Annotated in this window: 22 protein-coding genes and 1 other RNA gene; 14 read left to right on the forward strand and 9 right to left on the reverse strand. The window is 65.1% G+C overall.

Annotation, left to right across the window (positions count from 1 at the left end; genetic code table 11):
• Positions 1–237: 237 nt before the first annotated feature.
• From ompA to ssrA, 5 genes are all read left to right on the forward strand, one after another.
• Positions 238–951, forward strand: a complete 714-nt coding sequence (ompA, locus tag IP91_RS13445) for an outer membrane protein OmpA (protein WP_145649546.1) — start codon at positions 238–240, stop codon at positions 949–951.
• Between the two features lie 124 nt (positions 952–1,075).
• Positions 1,076–1,777, forward strand: a complete 702-nt coding sequence (gene ubiG, locus IP91_RS13450; protein ID WP_371860619.1) for a bifunctional 2-polyprenyl-6-hydroxyphenol methylase/3-demethylubiquinol 3-O-methyltransferase UbiG — start codon at positions 1,076–1,078, stop codon at positions 1,775–1,777.
• A 52-nt stretch (positions 1,778–1,829) separates the two neighbouring features.
• Positions 1,830–2,522: an HAD family hydrolase gene (locus IP91_RS13455; protein ID WP_145649547.1), complete on the forward strand. Its 693-nt coding sequence runs from the start codon at positions 1,830–1,832 to the stop codon at positions 2,520–2,522.
• 114 nt (positions 2,523–2,636) lie between these two features.
• Positions 2,637–3,608, forward strand: a complete 972-nt coding sequence (locus IP91_RS13460; RefSeq protein ID WP_145649549.1) for a hypothetical protein — start codon at positions 2,637–2,639, stop codon at positions 3,606–3,608.
• A 71-nt stretch (positions 3,609–3,679) separates the two neighbouring features.
• Positions 3,680–4,040, forward strand: a transfer-messenger RNA (tmRNA) gene (ssrA, locus tag IP91_RS13465).
• 291 nt (positions 4,041–4,331) lie between these two features.
• Here ssrA and IP91_RS13470 read toward each other — a convergent pair.
• The gene (locus IP91_RS13470) at positions 4,332–6,347 is read right to left on the reverse strand and encodes an outer membrane protein assembly factor BamB family protein (RefSeq protein ID WP_145649550.1); all 2,016 of its coding nucleotides are present in this window, start codon (positions 6,345–6,347) and stop codon (positions 4,332–4,334) included.
• A 550-nt stretch (positions 6,348–6,897) separates the two neighbouring features.
• Between IP91_RS13470 and IP91_RS13475 the strand changes: the two genes are divergently transcribed.
• The 3 genes from IP91_RS13475 to IP91_RS13485 all read left to right on the forward strand — a co-directional run bounded on the left by IP91_RS13475 (position 6,898) and on the right by IP91_RS13485 (position 8,472).
• Positions 6,898–7,431, forward strand: coding sequence for an FxDxF family PEP-CTERM protein (locus IP91_RS13475; RefSeq protein ID WP_145649552.1), 534 nt, complete (start codon positions 6,898–6,900; stop codon positions 7,429–7,431).
• 171 nt (positions 7,432–7,602) lie between these two features.
• Positions 7,603–8,025 carry a hypothetical protein gene (locus IP91_RS13480; protein WP_145649554.1) on the forward strand — a complete coding sequence of 141 codons (423 nt, stop codon included), beginning with the start codon at positions 7,603–7,605 and terminating at the stop codon, positions 8,023–8,025.
• Positions 8,026–8,169: 144 nt separating this feature from the next.
• Entirely contained in the window at positions 8,170–8,472 is a 303-nt protein-coding gene (locus IP91_RS13485) for a potassium-transporting ATPase subunit KdpA (protein ID WP_145649555.1), read from the forward strand.
• A gap of 13 nt (positions 8,473–8,485) precedes the next feature.
• Here IP91_RS13485 and pncB read toward each other — a convergent pair whose 3' ends face one another.
• The 3 genes from pncB to IP91_RS13500 all read right to left on the reverse strand — a co-directional run bounded on the left by pncB (position 8,486) and on the right by IP91_RS13500 (position 11,317).
• The gene (gene pncB, locus IP91_RS13490) at positions 8,486–9,718 is read right to left on the reverse strand and encodes a nicotinate phosphoribosyltransferase (protein ID WP_229474377.1); all 1,233 of its coding nucleotides are present in this window, start codon (positions 9,716–9,718) and stop codon (positions 8,486–8,488) included.
• 9 nt (positions 9,719–9,727) lie between these two features.
• Positions 9,728–10,603, reverse strand: coding sequence for a cysteine hydrolase family protein (locus IP91_RS13495; RefSeq protein WP_145649557.1), 876 nt, complete (start codon positions 10,601–10,603; stop codon positions 9,728–9,730).
• A gap of 99 nt (positions 10,604–10,702) precedes the next feature.
• Positions 10,703–11,317 (reverse strand): FMN-dependent NADH-azoreductase, encoded by a 615-nt coding sequence (locus IP91_RS13500; protein WP_145649558.1) that lies wholly within the window; start codon positions 11,315–11,317, stop codon positions 10,703–10,705.
• A 116-nt stretch (positions 11,318–11,433) separates the two neighbouring features.
• On the opposite strand from IP91_RS13500, the gene IP91_RS13505 reads away from it, so the two are divergent.
• Positions 11,434–12,351 (forward strand): LysR family transcriptional regulator, encoded by a 918-nt coding sequence (locus IP91_RS13505; RefSeq protein ID WP_145649560.1) that lies wholly within the window; start codon positions 11,434–11,436, stop codon positions 12,349–12,351.
• A 170-nt stretch (positions 12,352–12,521) separates the two neighbouring features.
• Positions 12,522–13,475: a hypothetical protein gene (locus tag IP91_RS13510; RefSeq protein ID WP_145649562.1), complete on the forward strand. Its 954-nt coding sequence runs from the start codon at positions 12,522–12,524 to the stop codon at positions 13,473–13,475.
• 301 nt (positions 13,476–13,776) lie between these two features.
• Here IP91_RS13510 and IP91_RS13515 read toward each other — a convergent pair whose 3' ends face one another.
• Complete coding sequence (locus IP91_RS13515; protein ID WP_145649563.1) at positions 13,777–14,085, reverse strand: chaperone modulator CbpM; 309 nt, start codon at positions 14,083–14,085, stop codon at positions 13,777–13,779.
• Positions 14,086–14,097: 12 nt separating this feature from the next.
• Positions 14,098–15,036 carry a DnaJ C-terminal domain-containing protein gene (locus tag IP91_RS13520; protein WP_145649565.1) on the reverse strand — a complete coding sequence of 313 codons (939 nt, stop codon included), beginning with the start codon at positions 15,034–15,036 and terminating at the stop codon, positions 14,098–14,100.
• 137 nt (positions 15,037–15,173) lie between these two features.
• Between IP91_RS13520 and IP91_RS13525 the strand changes: the two genes are divergently transcribed.
• Positions 15,174–16,556, forward strand: coding sequence for an MATE family efflux transporter (locus IP91_RS13525; RefSeq protein ID WP_145649567.1), 1,383 nt, complete (start codon positions 15,174–15,176; stop codon positions 16,554–16,556).
• A 293-nt stretch (positions 16,557–16,849) separates the two neighbouring features.
• A complete protein-coding gene (locus IP91_RS13530; RefSeq protein WP_145649569.1) occupies positions 16,850–19,063 on the forward strand; it encodes a S9 family peptidase in 2,214 nt (737 codons plus the stop codon).
• Positions 19,064–19,199: 136 nt separating this feature from the next.
• On the opposite strand, the gene IP91_RS13535 is transcribed toward IP91_RS13530, so the two are convergent.
• Both IP91_RS13535 and IP91_RS13540 read right to left on the reverse strand, forming a co-directional pair.
• Positions 19,200–19,415 (reverse strand): CsbD family protein, encoded by a 216-nt coding sequence (locus IP91_RS13535; RefSeq protein ID WP_145649571.1) that lies wholly within the window; start codon positions 19,413–19,415, stop codon positions 19,200–19,202.
• Positions 19,416–19,624: 209 nt separating this feature from the next.
• Positions 19,625–21,682, reverse strand: coding sequence for a M13 family metallopeptidase (locus tag IP91_RS13540; protein ID WP_145649572.1), 2,058 nt, complete (start codon positions 21,680–21,682; stop codon positions 19,625–19,627).
• Positions 21,683–21,872: 190 nt separating this feature from the next.
• Between IP91_RS13540 and IP91_RS13545 the strand changes: the two genes are divergently transcribed.
• Both IP91_RS13545 and IP91_RS13550 read left to right on the forward strand, forming a co-directional pair.
• Positions 21,873–22,700 carry an HDOD domain-containing protein gene (locus IP91_RS13545; RefSeq protein WP_145649574.1) on the forward strand — a complete coding sequence of 276 codons (828 nt, stop codon included), beginning with the start codon at positions 21,873–21,875 and terminating at the stop codon, positions 22,698–22,700.
• A gap of 203 nt (positions 22,701–22,903) precedes the next feature.
• Complete coding sequence (locus tag IP91_RS13550) at positions 22,904–23,170, forward strand: flagellar protein FliT (protein WP_145649576.1); 267 nt, start codon at positions 22,904–22,906, stop codon at positions 23,168–23,170.
• 213 nt (positions 23,171–23,383) lie between these two features.
• On the opposite strand, the gene IP91_RS13555 is transcribed toward IP91_RS13550, so the two are convergent.
• Positions 23,384–25,162 carry a type IV pilus assembly protein FimV gene (locus IP91_RS13555; protein ID WP_145649578.1) on the reverse strand — a complete coding sequence of 593 codons (1,779 nt, stop codon included), beginning with the start codon at positions 25,160–25,162 and terminating at the stop codon, positions 23,384–23,386.
• Between the last annotated feature and the right edge of the window lie 82 nt (positions 25,163–25,244).

Consider the following 25,244-nt stretch of genomic DNA (forward strand, 5'->3'; position numbering starts at 1 on the left):
CATTTTGGTCGGACGCGACGACCGCTCCAGTTGGAACGCGCACATGCACCACAAGGGCGTATGAGAGAATGCAGGAAAGTCAAAGTTGGCGGATGCACAATCTGCCAGCGCGCCCGATCTGCGTGTGCATGGGTGCGGTATCGAACAGAGCAAGCGTTACCGCGTGTTAATATTCGCACTATGCACCAAGGTCGTGCAGCTTCGACCGCCGATATCACACCGAAAGGAAAGAAAAACATGAAAAAATTCATCGCCACGATTTTCGCCGCGTCTGCCGTACTGGCCGGCACCGTTGCCGCGCAGGACAAGCCGACCGCGCCGCCGTTCGCGCCCGTGACGCAGGACATCAAGGCGCCGACGCCGAAAAGCGCATACGTGCAGGATGCCCGCGGTGTGATCGCCCGCAACCCGTTCGGCCTGTGCTGGCGCACCGGCTACTGGACGCCGGCCGATGCGGTGCCAGGCTGCGACCTGCCGATCTGCGTGGAACCGGAACGCCTGGAAAACGGCAAGTGCGTGGCGCCGCCGCCACCGCCGGTTGCACCGGCACCTGAAGCACCGGCCGCCGTGCCAGCACCGGCACCAGTGCCAACCTCGGAAAAAGTCACGTACAACGCCGATGCGTTCTTCGACTTCGACAAGGCCGTGCTGAAGCCGGAAGGCAAGCAGGCACTGGACGAGCTGTCGTCGAAACTGGGCGCCATCAACGTGGAAGTCGTGATCGCCGTGGGCCACACGGACTCCGTCGGCACCGATGCCTACAACGAGAAGCTGGCCGTGCGCCGCGCCGAATCCGTCAAGGCTTACCTGCTGAGCAAGGGCGTGGAAGCGAACCGCGTGTACACCGAAGGCAAGGGCGAGAAGCAGCCCGTGGCCGACAACAAGACCGCCGAAGGCCGCGCGAAGAACCGCCGCGTGGAAATCGAAGTCGTCGGTACCCGCAACAAGTAATCGGGCCCTGCCCTCGTGAAAAATCCCGCTCCGGCGGGATTTTTTTCGTCCCGTGCCGGAGGCGCCTTCGCCTGTTTTGCAGGCGTGCTTTGGAACACGACAAATTACCGCTATGATGCCGATCATGAACGCTAACGCCGACCCACTCGAGATTCAAAAATTCAGCGAACTGGCCCACCGGTGGTGGGACCCGACTTCGGAATTCCGCCCCCTGCACGACATCAATCCACTGCGCCTGGAATGGATCAACGCGCGCGCCCCGCTGGCCGGCCGCAAGGTGATCGACATCGGCTGCGGCGGCGGCATCCTGTCCGAATCGATGGCCCGCAAGGGTGGCGACGTGACGGGCATCGACCTGTCGCAGCGCGCCCTGAAGGTGGCCGACCTGCACAGCCTGGAATCGGGCGTGCAGGTGCGCTACAAGCTGATCGCCGCGGAAGACATGGCCGCCGAGGAAGCCGGCCAGTATGACGTGGTCACGTGCATGGAAATGCTCGAGCATGTGCCGGACCCGGCCTCGATCGTGCGCGCCGCCACGGCCCTCGTGAAACCGGGCGGCCACGTGTTCTTCTCCACGCTGAACCGCAATCCGAAGTCCTACCTGTTCGCCGTGATCGGCGCCGAATACGTGCTGCGCATGCTGCCGAAGGGCACGCACGACTACGAGAAATTCATCACGCCGGCGGAACTGTCGCAGTACATCCGCAGCGCCGGCCTGCAGGTCGACAGCCTGAAGGGCCTGGGCTACAACCCGCTGACGAAACTGTATTCGCTGAACAACGACACCAGCGTGAATTACATGGTGGCGTGTACCCGCCCTGTATGATGTATCTGGCAGGCAATGCCTGCCATTCTTCCCCTCGATCGACTGCCTGCCCATGAGCTTTGCCACCGCCCCGCGCGCCATCCTGTTCGACCTGGACGGCACCCTGGCCGACACCGCGCCCGACCTGGCGGCCGCCCTCAACAAGCTGCGCACGGACCGCAACCTGCCGCCCACTTCCTACGACCTGCTGCGCCCCACCGCCTCGGCCGGCGCGCGGGGCATGATCGGCATCTCGTTCGGGCTGACGCCACAGGATGACGGCTACGAGGCGCTGCGCCAGGGCTTCTTCGACAATTACCAGGCGGCGATGATGCAGCACAGCTCGCTGTTCGACGGCGTGCCGGCACTGCTGGACGGCATCGAGGCGGCCGGCATGGCCTGGGGCATCGTCACCAACAAGCCGGCCCGCTTCACCGATCCGCTCATGCCGCTGATCGGCCTGGATCACGCCGCCTGCGTGATCTCGGGCGACACGATGGCCCACCCGAAGCCGCACCCTGCCCCGCTGCTGGAAGCGGCACGCCGCCTCGGCCTGGCACCGGAGCAGTGCTGGTACGTGGGCGACGACCTGCGCGACATCCAAGCCGGCCGCGCCGCCGGCATGCCGACGGTTGCCTGCCAGTGGGGCTACTGCGGCGCCACCGAGCCGGCCAGCTGGGAAGCCGATCATCTCGTCGCAACGCCGGCCGCCCTGCTGGCCCTGCTGCAGCAAACCGTCCCCGCGACGCGTACGCTGGCAGCTTGAAATCGTTGCAAGGCCACACTGCCGGCTGATTTCGCTGTTGCCCCTAGCCAATAAAAAGGCGTACCATGGAGGTAACTAACGATAAAAACCACGTGATGACCGGAGGAGGCAGCAATGCCTGGTGACGATACGACCGGGCAGGTCCTGACGCCGCGCAGCAGCGCGCCGCAACGCTGGACGGCCACGGTCGCCGAATCGAAATGCTATTGGTACGACCTGCTGGCGACCGGCACCGGTCTGCCGGATTTCCGCGACCCCGTCGGCCGCTACCTGCGGCGCCAGCAGTTCGCCCTCGACGGCACGATGGAAAAGCGCCTGCTGTACTTCCTGGTCACGCGCCCGCGCCTGCGCATCGACACGCAGCGCGCCGTCAGCTGGGGCTTCTTCTCGCTGAAGCTGACGGTGCCCGTGCTGATCGGCGCGGAAGAACGCAAGGGCACCATCACGATCGACCTCGACGTGCCGTTCGACGCCACCTATAAAAAGCCGCTGGTGCAGCTGCAGGACCGTTTCCTGATCCTGAACTGGGGCTCGATGATGGAACCGCTCAGCATCCACGACCTGGTGCAGCGCTACGACACGGGCCTCGACGCCCCCAGCACCGTGCGCTACGTGGGCCAGACGCGCGATGCGGCCGGAAAGCTTGCCAAGGGCGAGTGCACGATCGTCAACCGCCTGCGCGAAGCGCACCGCGCCGACTCCGACACGTTCCTGATGGTGCAGCGCTTCGACATTCAAGTGCAGACAGCCGCGACGGACATGGCCGAGGAAGCGTCGGTACGCACCCGCGTGGACGTGCTGGAAAACGCCCTGATCCGCTACTTCGAAGGCCCCGCCCCCCGGCTGCGCAGCGAGGTGGAACTGGGCACGCGCCGCGAGACCATGGAAGAACTGGTCGATACCTACTACCTGGACGACCTGACGGTGGACCTGGGCTTCGCCGGCGCGGACGGCTTTCACGACCTCGCATCGGAGCATGCCCCCGCCTCGCGCCGCCACCTGTTCCGCTGCGTCTTCGAAGAAGGGCGCGCCCGGGTCGAGCCGATCGCCGCGGCAGGCCGCCCCTTATCCGAACTGAAAGAGTAGGTCTTGCACCGCATCACACGCATCCGCATGCAGCGGGACGCGGATTGGAGTACAATCCTCTTTCCATCTGTGGGGACGACCTGGTTTCGACGTGGGTTGCAAAGCAGAACAGGGCATACCGAGGCCTGGTTACCTCGTAAATACACCCAGAAACAAACTAACTGCAAACGATAACTCGTACGCACTGGCAGCTTAATCGCTGTTAGCTCCACAACACCTCGTCCCTGGGGTGGGCCGTTAAAAGCTGTGGAGTCATTTACAGGGACTCGCGCTCGGAGGGGTCACTTCGAAGAGCGCTAAATCTAAGGTGAATCGTCCTCACGCAGCGTGCTCGTCCGCGTCGTGGGGATTAAATCAAATGGCAGAGCTAAGTATGTAGAACTGTCTGTAGAGTGCTTGCGGACGCGGGTTCGATTCCCGCCGTCTCCACCACCGAACAAAAGGAAATGGCCCAAGCTTGCTTGGGCCATTTCCTTTTGTTCTCCGGTTCCGATGAGGGGAATCCTGCCGCATCCGGTACGGACGCGGGGGATTTGCGGGGTTTCGGCGAGTCCACTCGCCGCCGCAAATCCGGGTTGCGCCTACCAGCGCAACCCTCTTCGATTCGCCCAATCTGCCGTTGCTTCTTATTAGGCCGCCGGGAATCTGTCGCGTCCGGCACGGACGGCGCATCGGGAATCCGGTCCGCCCGCGGCCTGCCCGGATACGCCTGCCGCCACTCCCTTACTGCAAGTTCACGGCCGCAATCTTTTGCTGCGAAACGATATACAGCACGCCGCGACTGGAGATGGCCAGCGTGCCACCCAGCGGATAGGTCCACACGGTCTTGTGCGTACTCAGATCGATCGCCAGTGTCTTGCTCTCGTTGCTGACGAATGCCAGGTTGCTGGTGACGATGATTTGGCGGTAGGTTCCGTCCAGGCTGGCCACCCACTGCGCCACGCCGGATGCCGGATCGCGCGCTTCCAGCACGGTGCCGTTGGCATGCAGCAGATACAGCGCGCTGGCGCTCAACGCCGGCTGGGCAACGGCACCGTTACCCTCCAGGTACCAGGCGATGGCACGGGTGCCGAGGTTCAAGGCGGTCAGGCGGCCGCCTTCATACGCGTACAGCATGTTTTTCCCCAGTACCACCGAGCTATCGGCAGTCCAGCCATGCCAGCTGAAGCGCGGGTCGTTCACCGAAAAGGCAGTCGCACCGGTAGCCCCATCGAGCGCATAGAAATTACCGCCGACATAGGTGTAGGCATACTGGCCGTCAACGGCGGGCGTCCAGCCGTCGTATTGCGGCAGGCCCACGGCCCACTTCTCAGCGGCGGATGTGCCGTCATATTTCGCCATGCCGCCGTAGTAGCCGGCGTCGGAGTAGACGCTGCCGTTGTAGATGGTCGGCGCCATATAGTTTTCCCATTGCGAGCTCATTGCCTGCTTTGCAAGCAAAGTGCCGTTCTTCTGGTCGAAGATCCACAGGAAGGAATCGGCGTGGCCGGTGGAAGTAACGTACACCTTTCCATTGGCGGCAGCTGGAGGATTGACGTTGCTCAGGGTGCCCAGGTCGACATGCCAGGCCTCCTTCCCGGTGTCTTCACTGATGGCTTGCAGCGTCCAGCTGCCAAACCTGCTGCCCAGCACCGCGAAGATCGTATTGCCGTCGGTGGCGATCGTCCTGGCGTACTGGCCGGTGGTCGGCAGGTTGAAGCGGCGTGTGAACTTGGCCGGATCGACGCTGGCGGCGATCGCGCCAGTGTGGCCTGCATTGCCCTGATGGGTGCTCCACGACGGCACCCCTGGGAGCGCGGCCAGCGCCGTCAGATTGACGGTGGGCGACACCGTCAGTTTCAGCGGGATTTTCCATGGAGAACCGCTGACCGGCTGCGCGCAGATCGACGGATTATCCTGGCACACGCGCACTTCCAGGGTGCTGCTGTACTGCCCGGCAGCGAGCGCGCCATTGAGCGGCAGATCGATGCTGTAGCGCTTGTCGCCTTTCGACTGCAGATTGCCGCCGCCGCTGCTTACCAGGCCGGATTTCTCGAACACGCCTACCTGGGCCTCGCCGACCAGTACCCGGCTGGCCACCGCGTTGAAGGTGACATTGATCGGCTCGCCCTGAACGAAGCTCAGGGAGTAGGCGGCCTGGTCGAATTGCAGCGTGACCGGTGCCGGCGGCGGTGGGGTGACCGGCTCGATGGGGGCTGTCGGGGTGGCTGGAACGACGGGATCAGCCGGGCTGGTCGGTGTGGTTGGATTGGTCGGGCTGGCCGGACCGGTACTTGCAGCCGCCACGTTGACTTTCAGCGGCAAGCGCCACGGCGACCCGCTGACCGGCTTGTTGCAAACCAGAGGATCATCTTCGCACAGCTTCACGACCAGCGTACCGCTGCGGCTGCCGGGCACAAGCAGCGGGCTGACGCGCAGCGTCGCGTTGTAGTCGTAAGGCGTTGCACCGCCCGTCACCTGGACATCGGTGGTGATCAAGCCGGTGTCTTCAAAAATGCCGATATTGATAACCTGCGCGAGTGTCTTGCTGGCGTGCGCCTTGATGGTAAACGCAGTCGACTCGCCCTGCCTTGCATCCACTGCGACAGGATTTGGGGTGAAGGTCAGCCAGCTCTGATCGCCGCTCGGAGAGCTGCCGGTTGAGCCGCTGCCGGAAGCCGCACCATCGCCACCACCGCCGCCGCATGCACTGAGCAGCACGCTAGCCGTCAGCGCAGCAAAAGATTTCTGTATTTTCATCAAATTTATCTTATAGAAATTAATTGCACCGGATTCTACCGCCAGATTTACGAAAATGATAACTTTTTCTTTACATGCATTAACATCTGTTGCGCCAGATGCACATGATTTGGGAGGGCGATGAGTTAGTCGAAACGTGTCCAGCGGCTCCAGTTACCTTGCTGATTGCGTGCAAAGTACTGACTGAGGCCGCAATTGCGGGGAAGGTTCGTGCCTTCAGTGTCGGCGGGTGAGTGCATGCTGTCCGGCGAGGGCCGAACTTCGCACTGTGGATGGTGAGCCATGCCGGGCGTTTCACGCACTGCTGCTGTACCGAATTCACAACAGATCCCTGCGATCAAACCTTGTTCTTTTGCAGCGAACCAAGCGCTTTCACTCTACAAGCCTTTGCCACGCCGATACAAAAGATTCCCGAGAAAAATTCACATATGTAAGACTTAAAATCTACTTAAGATTGCACAGTAAATTATAAAAAAAACATGCGAAACTGAAGCCGTCCTGTCGAGACACCTCGGCAGGCCTCCCTCCCCATTTGATGAAAGAGACCCAAATGAACCTGACCAAGTTCTTCCGCACAGCCATCGCCATCAGCGCGCTGTTCGTCGGCGTCGCACAAACCGCCAAGGCGGATATCGTTACCTGGACCGGTGATACCACCGGTGGTCCGACGGTGGACCTGACGCCATTGGGAGCCGATGCCTCGGCGGTGCCTTACGATGCGTGGTCGTTCACCGTCGACCAGAGTGGCGAATACACGTTCCTGCTGACCGCCGTGTACAACATCGACAGCGTGATCGTGCTGTATGAAAACTCCTTCGACCCGAACGATGCCTTCTCCAACAGCATTGCCGCCGGCGACGATGACGTGTCCCTGAATACCTCGTCGACGTGGGCAAGCCTGACGGCCGGCACCCATTACACCCTGCTCGTGGCCGGTTTCGGCGACACGGATTACGGCGCCTACAGCGTCACGATCGGCGGCCCCGGCCTGATCACGGCCGTGCCGGAACCATCGACCTGGCTGATGCTGGGCCTCGGCCTGGCCGCAGTCGGTTATACGGCGCGGCGCAAGTCGCAGCTGTAAGCAGTTCGCTGCGGAAGGCGGCGCCATCAGGAAAGCGGCTGACCATCAGCCGCTTTTTTCATTGGGCGCGCACATTGCCTGCACTCCTACAGTGCCTTGTCGCGCGCGCCTATTCAGCGGTCGTCGCGCACGGCCTACGATGGGAGCTCACCAAATCAACAGGAGACCATCATGTCCAACGACGACAACGCAACGCCAGGCCGCAAGCTGTACCAGAACACCAAGGACGGCACCAGCAGTGCAGGCAGCGTGGGCACGGGCGGCACGGGCGTGTCCGGCACCGATCAGGGCTACGACGAAGCGGTCAACACGCCATGGAATGCCGGCAATGCGCATTCGGCCGGCCGCACCGACGATCTGCTCTCGCCCGGCGATGAAGCGGACCAGGAAGGCAACGGCTTCGTCAGCGGCACGAGCGCCAACGACCTGGGCAACAGCAGCGGCACCGGCGCGGGTAACCGCCAGTCCGACAGGGACGGCGACAAGCAGAGCCTGTCCGGCGGCGGCCGCCCGAGCGATCCGACCGGCCTGCAGGGCGCAGCGGGCAACGAGGGCTCGGCCAGCTATCCGGGCGAGAGCGACCAGTCGCGATAATCTGCCAGCGAAAAATCGACCGGCCGGCACGTCCGGCGCGGCTTCCGGCCCCGGGGAGCCAGGCTTTCCGGGGCGCCGTCGTTGTGGCATTTTTGGCACAATGGTGGCAGGACTCAACACAAACGACACAACAAGGGACATCCCATGACCGACACCATCCACCGCAACTTCAAGACCGTTGCCGATGCCGAATCGGCCCGTGCGGCACTGCTGGACGCCGGCTTCCACGGCTCGGCCGTGCAACTGAACCTGCACACCGCGAGTGCCACGGACACGTCCACCAATGCCGTCAACAACATCTTCGATTCGCTGACGCCGGATGACGCGGACAACACCGACCACGGCAAGGCACGTCCCGCCGCCCTGCTGTCGGTGGACGTCGACACCGATGTGCACCGCGAGCAGGCCAATACGATCCTGCTGCGTTACGGCGGCGTGGAAGCCTGAGGCTTCGGCACCCTTACGCGGCTGGGTGTTCGAACACCTGCCGCAGGTAAGCGAGGAACGTCTCGTCCTTGCTCATCGTCTTGCCCGGCGAGTCGGACAGCTTTGCCACCGACTGGCCGTTGCAGCGAACGAGCTTCATCACGATATTGAGCGGCTGGATGCCCAGGTCGTTCGTGAGCCAGGTACCGATCCCGAAGCCGGTGATGATGCGGTCGGCGAAGTGGCGGTACAGGCAGATCGCCTTCTCCAGGTTCAATCCGTCCGAGAACACCAGCCGCTTCGTGTGCGGATCGATGCGCAGCTTCGCGTAGTGCGCGATCGCCTTCTCGCCCCACTCCACCGGATCGCCCGAATCGTGGCGCAGCCCGTCGAACAGCTTGGCAAAGTACAGGTCGAAGTCGCGCAGGAACGCATCCATCCCCACCACATCGGTCAGCGCCGTGCCCAGGTCGCCGCGGAACTCCTGCACCCAGTCCTCCAGCGCCGCCTTCTGGAAGTCGCGCAGACGCACGCCGAAGGCCTGGAACGACTGCATGTACTCATGCGCCATCGTGCCGATCGGATGGATCCTGCAGTGCATGGCCAGGTACACGTTCGACGTGCCCTTGAAGAACTCCGGCACCTCCGCCACCAGGCGGCGCACCACCTCGTCCTGCCAGGCGGCCGAGAAGCGCCGGCGCACGCCGAAGTCGGAGAACTCGAACGGATTGCGCAGCATCGGCTCCTTGCCGAAGGCCTTCAGCGCGGCGATCTTGTCGTCCAGGCGGCGGCGCCCTTCGGCCAGCGCGGCCTGCTGGTCGAAGCGGCGGAAGTACAGCTCGTTGACGATGTACAGCACGAAGATCTCGAAACCCATCACGTGCACTTGCGGGCCCTCCGCGTGGATCAGCAGCTTCTCGCCGTCCGTCTTCACCGTGATGAAATGGCGCTGGAAGCGGAACACGGTGAGGAAGTCGACGAAGTCGCCCTTGATGTAGCGGAGCGAGCGCAGGTAGTCCAGCTCCTCCTGGCGGAACTGCAGCGTGCACAGGTGGTCGAGCTGGCGCTCGAGTTCTTCCTTCAGTTCGGCCAGCGGATACGCGGGCTGGTTGCGGCAGGCGAATTCGTATTCGGCGATCGCACCCGGATGCCAGTGCAGCAGCGCCTGCCACATGGAGAATTTGTACAGGTCCGTCTCCAGCAGGCTGCGGACGACGGGTTGGAAGGGTGCGGTCATGTTCGGGTGGTCGGTGGAGGGAAAGTTCATCGGTGATACTCAGCGGCCCGCGTTCAAGAGCAGCTCCTGCAGCACTTCGTCGGCCGTGGCGAAGCGCACGCCGAGCTCGCGCATCTGTTCGAAGAACGCGCCCTGCTGCGCCTCGAACCCGGCAACGGGACTCATGCAGTCGCTGATCAGCACCAGGCGGTCCGTCTCGTCGCCGAAGTGTTCGGCGATGTGTTCGGTGGTGGCCTTCACGCAGTGGCTGCCCGCCTCGCCGGCGATGTACACGCGGTCGGCCTGCAGCAGGCTGTCGATCAGCTGCATGTTCAGCTGCGTCCCGGGGTCTGCTTCATCGGGCACTTCGGCCATCACGGCGGAGTAGTGTTCCGTCCATGGATTGGAGCCCTTGGCGATCTTGTCGACCACGCCCAGCGCCGCGTCTTCCCAGCGGTTGTAGGCGGCGCGCAAGTCGTCGTGCACGTTGTGGCCCCACGTGCCGATCTCGCAGTGCACCGGCCACACCATCAGGCGGTAGCGGCCGGCCGCTTCCAGCGCATCGAGATAGGCCAGCGCACGTTCGCGGGCCTGCGGATGGCGTGGCAGGAAGCGTGCGGCGCGCACGTCCTGCGCGGTGATTTCGGTGAAGGGTGCGACCGGGCCGCCATCGCCGGCCAGCCAGAACGTGGGATGGGCGATGTGGTAGCGGTGATGGGAGTCGAGCGTGATGGTGATGGCGGCGAGGCCGTCGCGGCCCCGTTCGATCAGGCGCGCCAGGCGCTGCATGTCGGCATGCGCGCCGGCCACGGGCAGCGTGGGGGCGCGGCGGGCCTGGCCGTCCGCGCTGGCGGAATCGATGGGCCGGTACTCGGGCGGCAGGTCGCAGAAATCGTTCTGCGGGTCGATGACGAGCAGATGCAGGCGGTCTTTCATTCGGAGCTCCGTGGCAGGTAGTGCAACCTTATGGGTGCATGATACCGGCTGCCACGGATTTCTTCAGTACTGGTCGGCAGCGGGTGCCGACCTGCCGCCTCAGTTCGTGGCGAGCGCCTCGATCGAAGCACGGCCCTTGGCCATGGTGTCGGCCACGGCCTGTTCGCCCAGCGCCACGCCTTCGGCCTGCACGAAGCTGATGTCCGTCATGCCCAGGAAGCCCAGCACGGCGCGCAGGTAGGTGGCCAGGAAGTCATAGCCGGCGGCCGGACCTTCGCTGTACACGCCGCCGCTGGCCGTGAACACATACACCTTCTTGCCGGTGACGAGACCGACCGGGCCCGTTGCCGTGTACTGGAACGTGCGGCCGGCGCGGGCGATGTGGTCGATGTAGGCTTTCAGGCCGGACGGCACGGAGAAGTTGTACATCGGCGCGCCGATCACGATCACGTCGGCGGCCAGCACTTCGTCCACCAGTTCATCCGAGGTGCGCACCGTCTGCGCTTGCGCGGCACTGCGCTGGTCCGGCGCCGTGAAGAACGCGCCGAGCATTTCTTCCGTCAGGTGCGGCACCGGATTGGCGGCCAGGTCGCGGGTCACGATGGTGTCGGCCGGGTGATTGGCCTGCCACTTGGCGACGAACTCGGCGGACAGCTGGCGGGACAGCGAGCCGGCGGTACGCACGCTGCTGTTGATGTAGAGGACGTTAGCCATGATGAGCTCCTGAAAGTTGATTGATTGCAGCCATCATAGGACAGGTTTAATATCGATGAAATCCACTTTATATAGATCGAAACAATCGATTTAAGCGATAGGCGAATGGAAGACACATGAGAGACCCCGGCCTGCCCTCCCTCGACCAGCTGCGCGTGTTCATCGCCGTCATCGACCATGGCGGCTTTGCCCACGCGGCGCGGGCCCTGCACCGCACCCAGTCGGTGATCAGCTACACCATCGCCAACCTGGAGGACCAGCTGAACGTGGCGCTGCTGGACCGCAGCAAGCGCAAGCCCACGCTGACGGAAGCGGGCAAGGCGCTGCTGGCCGATGCGCGCGCCGTGTCCGCCAAGGTGGACGACATGCGCGCCCGTGCCCGCGCGCTGGGTGCCGGGCTGGAGGCCGAGATCTGCCTCGTCGTCGACATCATGTTCCCCATGTGCCGCCTGGTGCGGCTGCTGGAAGCGTTCCGGCGCGAGTACCCCACCGTCTCGCTGCGGTTGCATACGGAGGCGCTGGGCAGCGTCACGCAGATGGTGCTGGAAGGCCGCTGCCAGCTCGGCATCAGCGGCACGCCCGTGCAGATGCCGCCCGCCATCGAGCGTCAGCTGGCCGGCCACGTGCTGATGATGCCGGTGTGCGCGCCGGGCCATCCGCTGGCGCAGATCGAAGGCGTGGTGCCGACGGCGGCACTGCGCGAACACCTGCAGCTGGTGGTGACGGATCGCAGCCCGCTGACCTCCGGCCAGGACTTCGGCGTGCTGGGCCACCGCGACTGGCGCCTGGGCGACCTGCATTCGAAGCATGCGCTGCTGCAGGGCGGCCTGGGCTGGGGCAGCATGCCGGAAGCGATGATCGCCCGCGACCTGGCCAGCGGCCGGCTGGTGCGGCTGCGCGTGCAGGATGGCGACGAGCTGCAGTATCCGCTGTTCGTGATTCACCGTACCGATGACCACCTGGGCCCTGCCGGCAGCTGGCTGAAACAGCAGTTCCTCGACCTCGATTATTCGCAGCCGCACGAAGACGACTGACACGCCGGCAGGCCGCAGCAGCGCCCACGCAGATCCTAACGTCTTCAAAACCCTTCCTACAGCGCCGCGGCATGTGCGCTGACACCCTTCCCGCGGCCCCAGGTCTACGATAGCTCCATGCCGGGGCCGCTGCAGGCCGCCCCGTCCCCAGACTCAACCAAGGAGATGACATGACCCGGGAGAAGGACACGGTCAGTACCGAAGACGCGGGCTACAAGACCGAAAGCGGCAACCATGCCGCCGGCAGCCCCGCCAACGACACCACGCAGGTCAATCGCGAACCCAACATCAACGCCAGCCAGCAGCGCAGCGCGGCCGGCAGCCAAGGAGGACACACCATGACGGAACAATCGATCGGCGGACGCAACGCACAGGACGGCATCCAGGGCACCCCATCGGGCACGCAGGGCGGCCAGAGCGGCCAGGGCGTCGACCAGGGCGGCCAGAGCCAGCAGCGCAGCCAGGGCCAGTCCGACTACCTGGGCGGCTCGCCCGGCGGCCAGGGCGGCCCGGCCACCGCGCAGGGGGCCCGCCCGGACATCCAGTACAGCCCGCAGGAAAGCAACCATGACCAGTACGGCGACCAGGAAACCGGTGCCACGTCGGGCCAGGTGGGCGATGGCCGCACGCCGCAGCAGGTGGCGCACAGCGGCAGCCAGCCGACCCAGCACAGCGAAGGCCGCGACGACGGTTCGCTGCCGAGCGCCCAGCGCCTGGGCGGCCTGATCCCGATCCAGGAACAGCAGCAGAAACAGAAGCAGCAGCAACAGCAGCAGCCGCAGCGCGATGCAAAGGGTGGCCCGGGCAGCCCGGATGATGCGCGCTCGCGCCAGTCGGCCGACAGCGACGATGTCGATGCGCTGCAGGCCGATGCCTCTGGCGGCGAACGCGTGGGCATGGGCCAGCGCGGCAACAGCCAGCAGTCGGACAAGGCCCGCAATGCGCAGTCGGATGTGCGCAGCAACCAGGCCGTGCCGGACAACCGCACCGACAACGAACAGTCCGACCGTCATCTGGGCATGCAGGGCACGTCCGGCGAGCCGGGGCACGATATCGACGATATCGGCAGCAAGCACTCGAGCGCTGGCGGTTCCCGCAGCGGGTCTTCGGAAGACCAGCGCTGATCCAGCCTCCTGCTGCAGTGTCGATGCGGTGGCGCCGGCGCATTGGCGCTGCCGGGTGATCGATGCCGGACGAGCGAAGATCGACTCAGGCTGCCGATCAGCGGTGCCGGATCAGTGGCACCGGAACAGTGGCACCGCATCAGTGCTCACGGAACAATGGCGCCGGATCAGTCATGCCGGATGAGTAATGCCGGATCGTTGGCGCCGGATCTTTGGCACCGGATCTTTGACACCAGATCACAGGCGCGGGATCCCTTGGCAAGCCCCCACGCAGCCGGCCGTTTCGACGGCCGGCTGCCGTTCAATACCCGACCGCGCGCAAACGGCGCCGCAAGCGCCGTACCTCGTCCGTCAGGTCCACCACCAGCGCGGCCACTTCCTCGTTTGCTTCGAAATCGCGCTCCACGCGTAGCAGGCTGCGAGCCCGCACCAGATCCACGCTCGTGAAGCGCCAGGCGGTCGGCTCGCTTGTCGGGCCGCCCAGCAGGATGCCCGTCTGCACCCGTTCCACCACCCAGCCCGGCTCCACCGCGCAGGCCCGCGCCAGTTCTTCCAGTGTCAGCGCCGCCTCGTCGAGCGGCACGGCACGGATCGGCTCCTCGTTGGCCATGGTATCTCCTCGTTATTTGAGACCGGCACGCGGGTCGAACCGCAGCTCGCGCGCCATCTGTTCGTAGAAGGCCTTCGCCGCCGGCGTCTCGGCCGGTGGCAGCACCACTTCCAGCAGCAGGTACAGATCACCCGCGGGTGCCGACCCGGCGCCAGGAATGCCCCGCCCTTTCAGGCGCAGCTTGCGGCCACCCTGGGTGCGCGCCGGCACCGTGACCGTCACGCGGCCGGAAGGCGTGGGCACTTCGATCTCCGCGCCCAGTGCCGCTTCCCAGGGCGCCACGGGCACCGTCTCGTACACGTCGCGCCCTTCCACGCGGTAGCGCGGCTCGGGCGCAAAGCGGATTTCCAGATACAGGTCGCCCGCGCCGCCATTGCCGCTGCCCGGCTGGCCCTGGCCGGCCAGGCGCAGCTGCTGGCCTTCCGTCATGCCCTTCGGGATCGTCACGTTCAGCGTGCGCTCGCGCGTGATGGTGCGGCCGCTCTCGTCCTGCTGGGGCACGCGCAGGCTGACCGTGCGCGTGGCGCCCTCGTACACGTCGCGCAGCGCGATGTCGATGGTGGCGTGGCTGTCCTCGCCGCGCGCCTGGAAGCCGCGGCGCCGGCCGCCCACGTGCGCGAACAGGTCCTTGAAAAAGTCGCTGTCGCTGTCGGCGAACGACTCGAAGCCCGAGCCCCAGTCCGGGGGCGGGCGGAACGGCTGGCCATGGCGGGGCGCGCCGCCCATGCCGTTGCCGAGGCCGCTGCCCAGTTCGTCGTAGGCGGCGCGCTTTTCCTCGTCGCCCAGCACGCCGTAGGCCTCGTTCAATTCCTTCGTCTTCGCATCCGCATCCTTTTCCTTGCTCACGTCCGGATGGTATTTGCGTACCAGCTTGCGGTAGGCCTTCTTGATGTCTGCCGCGCTGGCCGTCTTCGGCACGCCCAGCGCGGCGTAGTAATCCTTGTATTCCACGATAGCTTCTCCAGGTCGCAGTCCCGATAACCACAGGTTACAACAATGCGGCCGGCCGCGCGCGCCTGCCGCATTCCAGTGCGCCGCGGTGCCTGCCCCGGTAAAATCGTGGATTCCGCCAAAATTTCAAGAACCCGATGCCTTATTCGTTCACGCTGCCGAACATCCGCAAAGAAGCCGCCGCGCTGTGGCACCTGGCCTGGCCGGTGCTGGTCGGGCAGCTGGCCACCGTGGGCATGGGCGTGGCGGACGTGGCGATGACGGGCCACACCAGCGCCGCCGAACTGGCCGCCGTGGCGCTGGGCACCTCCGTGTGGTCGATCATTCTCGTCACCGTGAACGGCACGATGATGGCGATTAACTCCGTCGTGGCGCATGAGGTGGGTGCCGGTGCGTTCGACAGAATTCCGCACTCGGTGCGGCAGGCGCTGTGGAAGTCGGTGGGCGTTGGCGTGCTGGCCGTGCTGGCCGCCAACCTCGCCACGCTGCTGTTCAATTACCTGTATCTCGCGCCGGAGGTGAATGCGCGTGCCTCGATGTTCGTGCACATCATCAGCATCGGCCTGCTGCCGTTTGCTGCGTACCGCGCGCTGTATGGCTACAGCGCCAGCATCAACCAGACCAAGCCCGTGATGGTGATCGCGCTGGTGGGGCTGGCCGTCAACATCCTCGTCAACTGGCTGCTGATCTTCGGCCAGTTCGGCCTGCCGAAGATGGGCGCGCTGGGCTGCGCGGTGGCCAGCGGCACCGTCGTCTGGCTCGATCTGCTGGCCATCGTGCTGTGGATCCGCATCGCGCCGGCCTACCGCGCCTCGTATCCGTTCGACCGGTGGGAGTGGCCGCACTGGCCGGAAGTGTGGAGCATGCTGAAGCTGGGCGTGCCGATCGGCGTGACGTATTTCGCGGAGGTGAGCGTGTTCGGGGCGGTCAGCCTGCTGGTGGCGCGCTTCGGCGTGGTGACCGTCTCGGCGCACCAGATCGCGCTGAACTTCTCGGCGCTGACCTTCATGGTGCCGCTGTCGTTCGGCATCGGCATGATCACGCGCGTGGGCCAGGCGCTCGGCGAAGGCAATCCGCAGCGCGCGCGCTTCGCCTCGTTCGTCGGACTATGGATGGCGCTGGGCTTTGCCGTGCTGTCGGCACTGGGCATCGCGGTCTTCCGCTACCAGATCGCGGCCGCGTACACGTCGGATGTCGCCGTGCAGCAGATGTGCGCCCACCTGCTGCTGTTCGCCGCGGTGTTCCAGCTGTCCGACGCGGCGCAGGTGGCGGCATCGTGCGCGATCCGCGGCTACAAGGTCACGCGCGGCCCGATGCTCATCCAGACGCTCGCGTTCTGGGGCGTCGCGCTGCCGCTGGGCTGCGTGCTGGGCCTGGCGCCGCAATGGGTGCCGTTCGCGCCGGCCGAGCCCATGTCCGCCACCGGCTTCTGGATCGGCCTCGTCTTGGGCCTGACCGTCGCCGCCGTGCTGCTCGTCGCCTACCTGAACCGCCTGTCGCGGCAGCGCGCGCTGGCGTAATGGCCCGCTACAGCCGAGCCCGTGTCACAGTCTGGGGTCAGGCGTAGTGACACAAGCTCATCGCTAGGGCAGCCAGCACATCACCCTTCACTCTGCGGTTTCGTCTACGGTTGAGTGCGTGTCACTACGCCTGACCCCAAGGAGTGACACGAGCTCGGCTGTAAGGGACTGAACGATATTCACCATGTAAGGTGATATTCCGATTTTTCGCGCCTCGCCACGGGGGGGACGAGTCTGGTATCGTCTTGCGATTTTCGCCCTGCATCAAATTCTTTCAATCAACCGGGATTTCCATGCGCTTCATCCTCAGCTTCCTGGCCCTGCTGGCCGCCGGCTCGGCGTCCGCCGACCGCCTGACCCTCGACCGTATCTATGACGATCCCGCCCTCGCCGGCCCCGGCGTGCGCGCGCTGAAGGTCTCGCCGGATGGCGCCCGCGTGACGTTCCTGCGTGGCCGCGAGGACAACCAGTTCCAGCTGGACCTGTGGGAGTTCAACATGAAGGACAAGTCGACCCGCCGCCTGGTCGACTCGAAGGTGCTGGTCGCCGAGGAAAACCTGTCCGACGCCGAGAAGGCCCGCCGCGAGCGCGAGCGCACCGCCAGCCTGAAAGGCATCATCAGCTACAGCTGGTCGCCGGACGGCAAGCGCCTGCTGGTGCCGATCGCCGGCAATCTGTACCTGGTGGACGTGGCCAAGCCCGATGCGGCCCGCCTGGTCGCCTCCGGCAACGTGACGGATCCGAAGATTTCGCCGAAGGGCAAGTACGTGTCCTTCGTGCGCGACCAGAACCTGTACGTGATCGACCTGGCCACCGGCAAGGAAACCGCCCTCACCACCGACGGCAAGGGCACGCTGCACAACGGCGAAGCGGAGTTCGTGGCGCAGGAAGAGATGCACCAGTACACCGGCTACTACTGGGCGCCGGACGATTCGGCCATTGCCTACCGCCGCTTCGACGAGTCGCAGGTGCCGGTGGCGCGCCGCTTCGAGATCTATGCCGACCGCACCGACGTGATCGAGCAGCGCTACCCGGCCGCCGGCGACAAGAACGTGGTCATCGAGCTGCGCATCGTGAACCCGGCCACCGGCGCGACGAAGGATGTCGACCTGGGTGCCGAGAAGGACATCTACCTGGTGCGCGCCGACTGGACTGCGGATAGCAAAAAACTGCTGTTCCAGCGCCAGACGCGGGACCAGAAAAAGCTCGAGCTGATCGCCGTCGATGCCGCCACCCTGACGCAGAAGACGCTGCTGACCGAAACGTCGAAAACGTGGGTGGAGATCGGCGACGACCTGCGCTTCCTCTCCGGCGGCAAGGGCTTCATCTGGTCGTCCGAACGCAGCGGCCGCAACCACCTGTACCTGTTCGACATGGACGGCAAGCTGAAGCATCCGCTGACCGCCGGCGAATGGGGCATCGACAACCTGCTGGCCGTCGACGAAAAGGCCGGCAAGGTGTACTTCTCGTCCAACAAGGACGCGATCATCGACAAGCAGACCTACGCAGTGGCGCTGGACGGCAGCACGGCCACGAAGCCGAAGCGCGTGACGCAGGCCGATGGCTGGCATGACACCACGTTTGCCCGCAACGGCGAAGTGTTCGTCGACACCTGGTCCGACCCGGCCAACCCGCCGCAGGTCGCGATCCGCAAGCCGGACGGCACGATGGTCACCTGGCTGGAGCGCAACGAAGTCAACGCGTCGCACCCGTACTTCAAGTACAAGTCGGATCACCTGCCGGTCGAATACGGCACGATGAAGGCGAAGGACGGCCAGACGCTGTACTGGTCGATGATCAAGCCCTACCACTTCTCGGCCGCGAAGAAATACCCGGTCTACCTGTCGACCTACGGCGGCCCGACCGCGCAGCACGTCACGCGCAAATGGGGCGACTACTTCGACCAGTACATGGCGCAGCAGGGCTATGTGGTGTTCCGCCTCGATAACCGCGGTTCGAGCCGCCGCGAGCGCCAGTTTTCGGACGCCATCTACCGCAACCTGGGCAAGGTGGAAGTGGAAGACCAGCTGACGGGCATCGACTGGCTGGGCAAGCAAGGCTACGTGGACGCGAAGCGCATCGGCGTGTACGGCTGGAGCTATGGCGGCTTCATGTCGCTGCGCCTGCTGGCTCAGGGCTCGGACAGGATCGCGGCCGGCGTGTCCGGCGCGCCGGTCACCGACTGGGGCCTGTACGACACGCACTACACGGAACGCTTCATGGACCATCCGAAAGCCAACCCGGAAGGCTACAAGGACAGCACCGTGTTTGCCCACGTCGACGGCCTGAAATCGAAGCTGCTGCTGATCCATGGCATGGCCGACGACAATGTGCTGTTCACGAACAGCACGAAGATGATCGACGCGCTCGTCAACCGCGGCGTGCAGTTCGAGCTGATGACGTATCCCGGCGCGAAGCATGGCATCGCCAACCGCGTGCAGCGCAAGCACGTGCAGACGGCCATCGATGCGTTCTTCCGCAAGAACCTGAAGCCGGACACGGAATAATCGCATGTTGGCGGCCGTTGCATTTGCAAACGGCTGCTCAACGTCCCGGGCCCAAAAACAAACAGCCGCCGGATGGTTTGACCCATCCGCGGCTGTTTTGCTATCCGCCGGACATGCAGCCCGGTGGGGAGGGACCTTACAGGCCCTGGCGGTTGTCGCGGCGCACTTGCGCTTCGTCGGCTGCATCTTCCACGGCTTCGCGGGCATCGCCCACTTTCTTCTGCAGCTTGCCTTCGACCTGGTTGGCCACGCCCTTCACCTGCTGCTTCGAGCTGCCCACCAGTTCGCCGGCTTCTTCCTGGATCTTGCCGCCGATTTCCTTAGCCTTACCTTTGATTTGATCGCTGTTCATGATCTGCTCCTTCATGTGTTGGGGGGCGCGAACCGGGATTGGTCCGCCGCCTTGAACACACGCGATACGGCGTGTGGTTGAAGACACTATACGTCCGCCAACCACCGCCTTCCGTTCGCTCCCTAACATTATCAAAGCATTCACCAACCACGAGTCACGAGCCCGCTTACTTCCTGTTTAAGTCAGTCTTAAGGAGCGTCGCACAACCGTTACCAGACCCGCACCCGCTGCTCCGGCGCCAGGTAGAGCTTCTGGCCCGGCTTGACGTCGAACGCCTTGTACCAGTCATCCACGTTACGCACCGTGTAGGTCCGCCATTGCGACGGTGCGTGGCCATCGGTGGCGATCTGGTTGCGCAGCGTGGCTTCGCGCGTCTTGCTGCGCCAGGCCCCCGCATAGCCGAGGAAGAACGGCCGGTCCAGTTCCGGGCTGGCCTTGCCGCCCAGCGAGGCGTGGTAGGCGTCCAGCGCTGCGGCCAGGCCGGCCAGGTCGGCGAGGTTTTCCGACAGCGTCAGCTGGCCGTTCAGCTTCAGGTCCGGATAGGGCTGGTACGCCGAGTACTGCGCCACCAGCGCGCCGGAAGCTTTCTGGAAGTGCGCCAGATCTTCTTTCGTCCACCAGTCGCGCAGGCGGCCTTTCGAGTCGAACTGGGCGCCCTGGTCGTCGAAGCTGTGGCTGATCTCGTGGCCGATCACGGCGCCGATGGCGCCATAGTTCGTGGCATCGGAAGCGTTCTGGTCGAAGAACGGCGGCTGCAGGATCGCGGCCGGGAAGTTCAGCGCGTTCTGCATCGGCATGTTGACGGCATTGACCAGCTGCGGCGGCATCGACCATTCCTTCGGATCGACCTTCGTGCCCAGCTTCGCCAGCTGCTGGCGGTAGCGGTACTCGTCCGCGCGGCGAGCGTTGCCGAAGGCGTCGTCCGGCTTGATCTCGAGCGTCTGGTAGGACGTCCACTTTTCCGGATAGCCCACGCCCACGTAGGTGACGTTCAGCTTGGCGTGCGCTTCCTTCTTGGTGGCCGGCGCCATCCAGTCCAGCTGGTCGATGCGCTTGTGGAAGGCATCGATGATGTTGGCCGTCATCTGCTGGACGCGCGCCTTGGCGGCGGCCGGGAAGTACTTCTCGGCATACAGCTTGCCCACCGCTGCCGGCAGTGCGCCGTTCAGCGAGGCCAGGCCGCCCTTCCAGCGGGCCGACAGCTGCGGCGTACCGGTCAGCGTGCGGCCGTAGAATTCGAAGCGCTGGTCCACGAAGGCTTTCGACAGCGTGCCGCCATACTGGTTGACGGTATGGAAGGCCAGCCAGTCCTGCCAGGTCTGCAGCGGCATGGACGCCACCAGGGCCGCGGCGCCCGTGACGGCGCCCGGGTGGTAGACGATGAACTTCTTCTGCCTGGCCAGGCCGGCGCTCTGGAAGAACGCCTTCCAGTCCAGGCCTGGCGCCTTGGCCGCGAAATCGGCGGCGCTCCAGCTATTGTTGGCTTTCTGGATGTTGGCGGAGTCTTCGCGGGTGGCATGCGACTGGGCCAGCTTGCGCTCCAGCTCGAACACGCGGGCGGCGCGCGCTTCCGGCTCGCTGAAGCCGGCCAGTTTCAGCATCGCCGCGATGTGCGCCTGGTAGGCGGTGCGCAGGCGCGCCATGCGCTCGCTCTCGTCCAGGTAGAACGCACGGTCGGGCATGCCGAGGCCGCCCTGCAGCAGGTAGGGCACGTAGTTGTCCGGGTCGGTCAGGCCCTGGGAGATCCAGAGGCCGAACAGGTTCTCGGTCTGGAAATCGGTGGCGTTCAGCGGGTCGACGTCGGCACGCAGGTTGCCGCCCAGCGCGTGGGCCAGGCCGGCCTTGTCGCGGATCGCGGCGATCTGCTTGAGCACCGGTGCCAGCGGCGCGGCCCCCTTGGCCTCGATGCCCGCTTCGTCCATGTAGGCCTTGTAGTAGTCGGCCACGCGGCGGGCATCCGATCCCGCCGGCTGCGCTGCGGCGCCGTCGATCAGCTTCAGGATCTGCTGGCTGGTCTCTTCGCCCAGCACGTGGAACGCGCCCCAGCTGCCGCGGTCGGCCGGGATCTCGGCGGTGGCGAGCCAGTCGCCGTTCACGTAGGTGAAGAAATCGTCGCCGGGCAGCGCGGCGGCCCCCTGCTGGCTGGCCGCTGGCGCAGCGGCCGGTTGCGCGAAGGCGGGCGTGGCGAAGACGGCCAGTGCGCCCCACAGCGCCAGCGCAACGGTGGTCGCGCGCGGCGGTTGGCGGAATACTCGAAGTGCCTGCATAAAGTCCCTTGGGTTCGGTAGTGTGTAAACTGGATGGCGGGGTACGCCACAATGAACTGTAGCGCAGAACGGGCCTTCCCGCCGAGTCCCGTCGTGCCCTTGAAAACCCTTCTGCCGTCCGCGGAATCCCGCTATAGTTCACATACAGCAACAATGTCCCGGGTCCGGGCCGCAAGACAGGAGAATGCACATGACATTGCAGGACTTGTTCGACACCCCCACTGCGCTGCCGACGGCGCCGAAGGTAGTGGATGAACTGATCGGCAGTTTCGACAAGGCGTCCGTTTCGACCGAAGAGATCGCGAAGAAGGTGTCGCAGGATCCCGTGCTGAGCGCGAAGCTGCTGCGGCTGGCCAATTCAGCCTACTACAACGTCTCGCGCAGCATCGGCACCGTGGAGGATGCCGTGCTCATGCTCGGCTTCGTGGCAGTCCGCACGCTGGTGATCAGTTCCGGCCTGGTCAACGGCTTCAAGTCGGTGACGGGGCTGGACCTGCGCGAGTTCTGGCGCTACAGCATGCATACGGCGGCCGCGGCCAGGTGGATCGCCAAAAAGGTCCGCGCGGACCAGGAACTGGCGTTCACGATCGGACTCATGCACGCCATCGGGCAGCTCGTGATGCATTCCGCCATGCCGGAGCGGGCCGCCGCCCTCGATGCCATGGCCGGGCCGCTGGACGAAGGCCGCCTCCCCGTCGAACAGGCGGCGCTGGGCTTCGGCTACACGGACGTGGGCGCCGAGCTGGCACGCCGCTGGCAGTTCCCGGCCCCCTTCTCCGATGCGATCGCCGCGTTTGCCACGCCGCTTGCTACCGAACCTCTCGACAGGGTTGCCGCCGTCGTCCACCTCGCCGTGTGGCGCGCGCGTGCCGAACGGCAGGCATTATCGGACGAACAACTTGCAGCCACTTTTCCGCAGGCTGTCGCGGATGCACTGGGCATGGAGGCCGGGCTGGTCCTCGCCGACATGCCACCGCTGGACGAACTCGCCGCGGGCCTGGAAGAGATGATGAGCTGACAGCCAGATCGGTTTGACAGGTCCCGCGAGCCGCTACCGCCCCAACGGGCCGTGGCGGTTTTGCTTTCTCGACAATGCCAAAACGAACTTTCAACACTTTTTGCAAATTATTTTCAGGAAACCCTCAAGTTCCGCCCCGCCCTGACGTAAATCCAGACAAGCAGCAATCCATTTACGCTTAGATCACGAATTCAGGGCACACCATGACCTCCCACGAAGTCCTCTCGATGTATGAAAACATTGCCGGCCTCTCCAGCAAGATGGTGGTGGCAGCGCAGATGAGCGACTGGAATGCCCTGGACCGCATGGAAAACCAGTGCGCCGCCGCTGCGGTGCCCACGCTGGGTGGCGTGCCCGCCCTGGAAGGCTCGGCCCGCCAGCGCAAGATCGACCTGTTGAAACAGATCATGGCCAACGACCGCGCCATCCGCGACGTAACCGAACCGTGGCAGGGCCGCCTGAACGGCTGATCGGCCGTCATACTCCGCAACAACGCAAAAAGCACCTTCCGGTGCTTTTTTTACGTCTGCTAAGGCTGTCGAGCCCGTATCCACCCTGGGGTCAACCCCGTTCTCGGACACGGACTGAACAGTAGCCTGGTCAGCCCACCTGCGCTAGAAAGCTTAAAGATGAGCCTGTGTCCATGTCGGGGTCAGACCCCAAAGTGGACACGGGCTCGGCTGTCAGGCCGCCTTCGGGATGTCTTCCGGCGGCGCGGCTTCGGCGACCGGCTCTACCCGCGGGGCATCGTCGTCCTCGTCGCGGCTCCAGCTCTGGCGCACGATCGGGCTGCGCTTGTTCCTGGCCTTGCGGATGAAGTGGACGATCACGCCGAAGATGGCGAGCAGCACGAGGCTGGCAGCAAACAGGAACGTGAGGATCTTCGGACGGGAGATCTTCATCTCTTTCTCCGGCTCCTTGACAGGCGGTGGCGCGACCTTTGGCGGTGCCTTCGGCTTGGCCTCCTCCCTAGGCGCTTCGGCGACGGCGTGTCCGGCTTCGCCAGCGTGTGCTTCCGGCTTGGCGACGGCGCCTTCGGACTTTGCGGAGGCTTCCGAGGTTGCTGGATGGGCCGGAACGGACGCGGTCTCATGTTCGGCCACGGGGGGCCTGGCCGGCCCGGCGGCAGGTGCCTTCGCAGCGATGGCGGCCGGGGCAGTGGCAGCGGCACTCGCATGGCCGCCGGCCGAGGCAGCCGAAGGGGCGGCCGCATGGCCACCAGCCGGGGCAGCCGATGGGGTGGCAGCATGGGCAACGGCCGGCGTCACCGAAGGCGTGGCAGCGTGGGCAGCGGCAGGTGCTGCAACAGCGGCAGCCACCGCCTTCGTGCCGGCCGGCAGGGCCGCCCCGCCCTCCTTCACCAGCGCCTGCAAGGTCTTCAGCTTGCCTTCCAGCTCGGCCAGCTTGTTCAGCATCGCCGCGTCGTCCTGTTTCGGCGCGGCCGGCTTCGCAGGCGCGCCTTTGTCGGCAACCGCGACAGGCTTGGCAGCCTCGGCTTTCCCGGCGACAGCAACGGGCTTGGCAGCCTCGGCTTTCTCAGCAACCGCAACATGCTTGGCAGCCTCGACCTTCTCGGCAACGGCCGGCTTTTTCGGTTCCGCCAGCTTGACGGAAGGATCGAGGCCCGCCTTCGTGGCCCGTGCCGCCTCCGCCAATTCCTCGCGCGACGCCAGCTGCATGCGCGAAGCCGGTTTTGCCGCCGGCTTCGCTGCGGTTTTCTCTTCAGCTTTCGTTTCAGCAGCCGGTTCAGCCTCGGCCACCAGCTCCTTCGCGGCCGCCACCGGCTTCGGTTTCGCGGTGCCACGCTTGAAATCGCTCGCCGTGGACGAATACTTGGCCACCGCCTCCCGCAGCATCTCGGCCGTCAGGATGGGCCGCTTGCCGGTCTCGGCCGCGGCTTTCGGCACGGCGGCACGCTCTTTCGGCGCCCGCGCCGCAACGGCTCGCTCCACCGGCAGTGCGTTTTTGGCAGGTGTAACCTCGGCGGCAGCTCTCACCGGCGCGGCCGGTGCAATGGCAGGCACGGCCACCACCGGCGCGGCCGCGACCTTCGCCGGCGGATTCGGGTCCGGCGACAGCCACAGCGTCACGCTGCGGGTACGATCCTTGCCGCCCGCCGACAGCTGGAAGAACAGATGCAGCAGCTCGCCCTGCACCGGCGCCGCCGTGGTCACATGCAGCACGCGCCGCTGGTCACGTTTCACGATCGAGAACGTCGCGCCGGCCAGTGCGGGATTCATCTTCACGTTGGCGCCTTCGAACACTTCCTGCCGGGCCAGGCGCGCCTGCAGGTCGACCAGGTCCTGCGGCGTCAGGTCCGTCAGCTCGATATCGGCCACCAGCGGCTGGCCCGAGTACGAGCGGACCGTGGCGTCGCCCGGCTCGGCAGCCAGGACGCCCGTCGTCGCGGCGGCCAGCGCCAGCGCGGCAAGACGTCGTGCAGAAGAGGATGAAAGTGACATGGTCGGCCAGGATTTCCGTAAGGTAAGTCTTTAACGGCGGAAATTCGCAGTTTTGTAGAGCCCGAACAGAAATTCCTCGCTG

The organism is Pseudoduganella lurida, from assembly GCF_007830455.1.
Taxonomy (GTDB): Bacteria; Pseudomonadota; Gammaproteobacteria; order Burkholderiales; family Burkholderiaceae_D; genus Rugamonas; species Rugamonas lurida.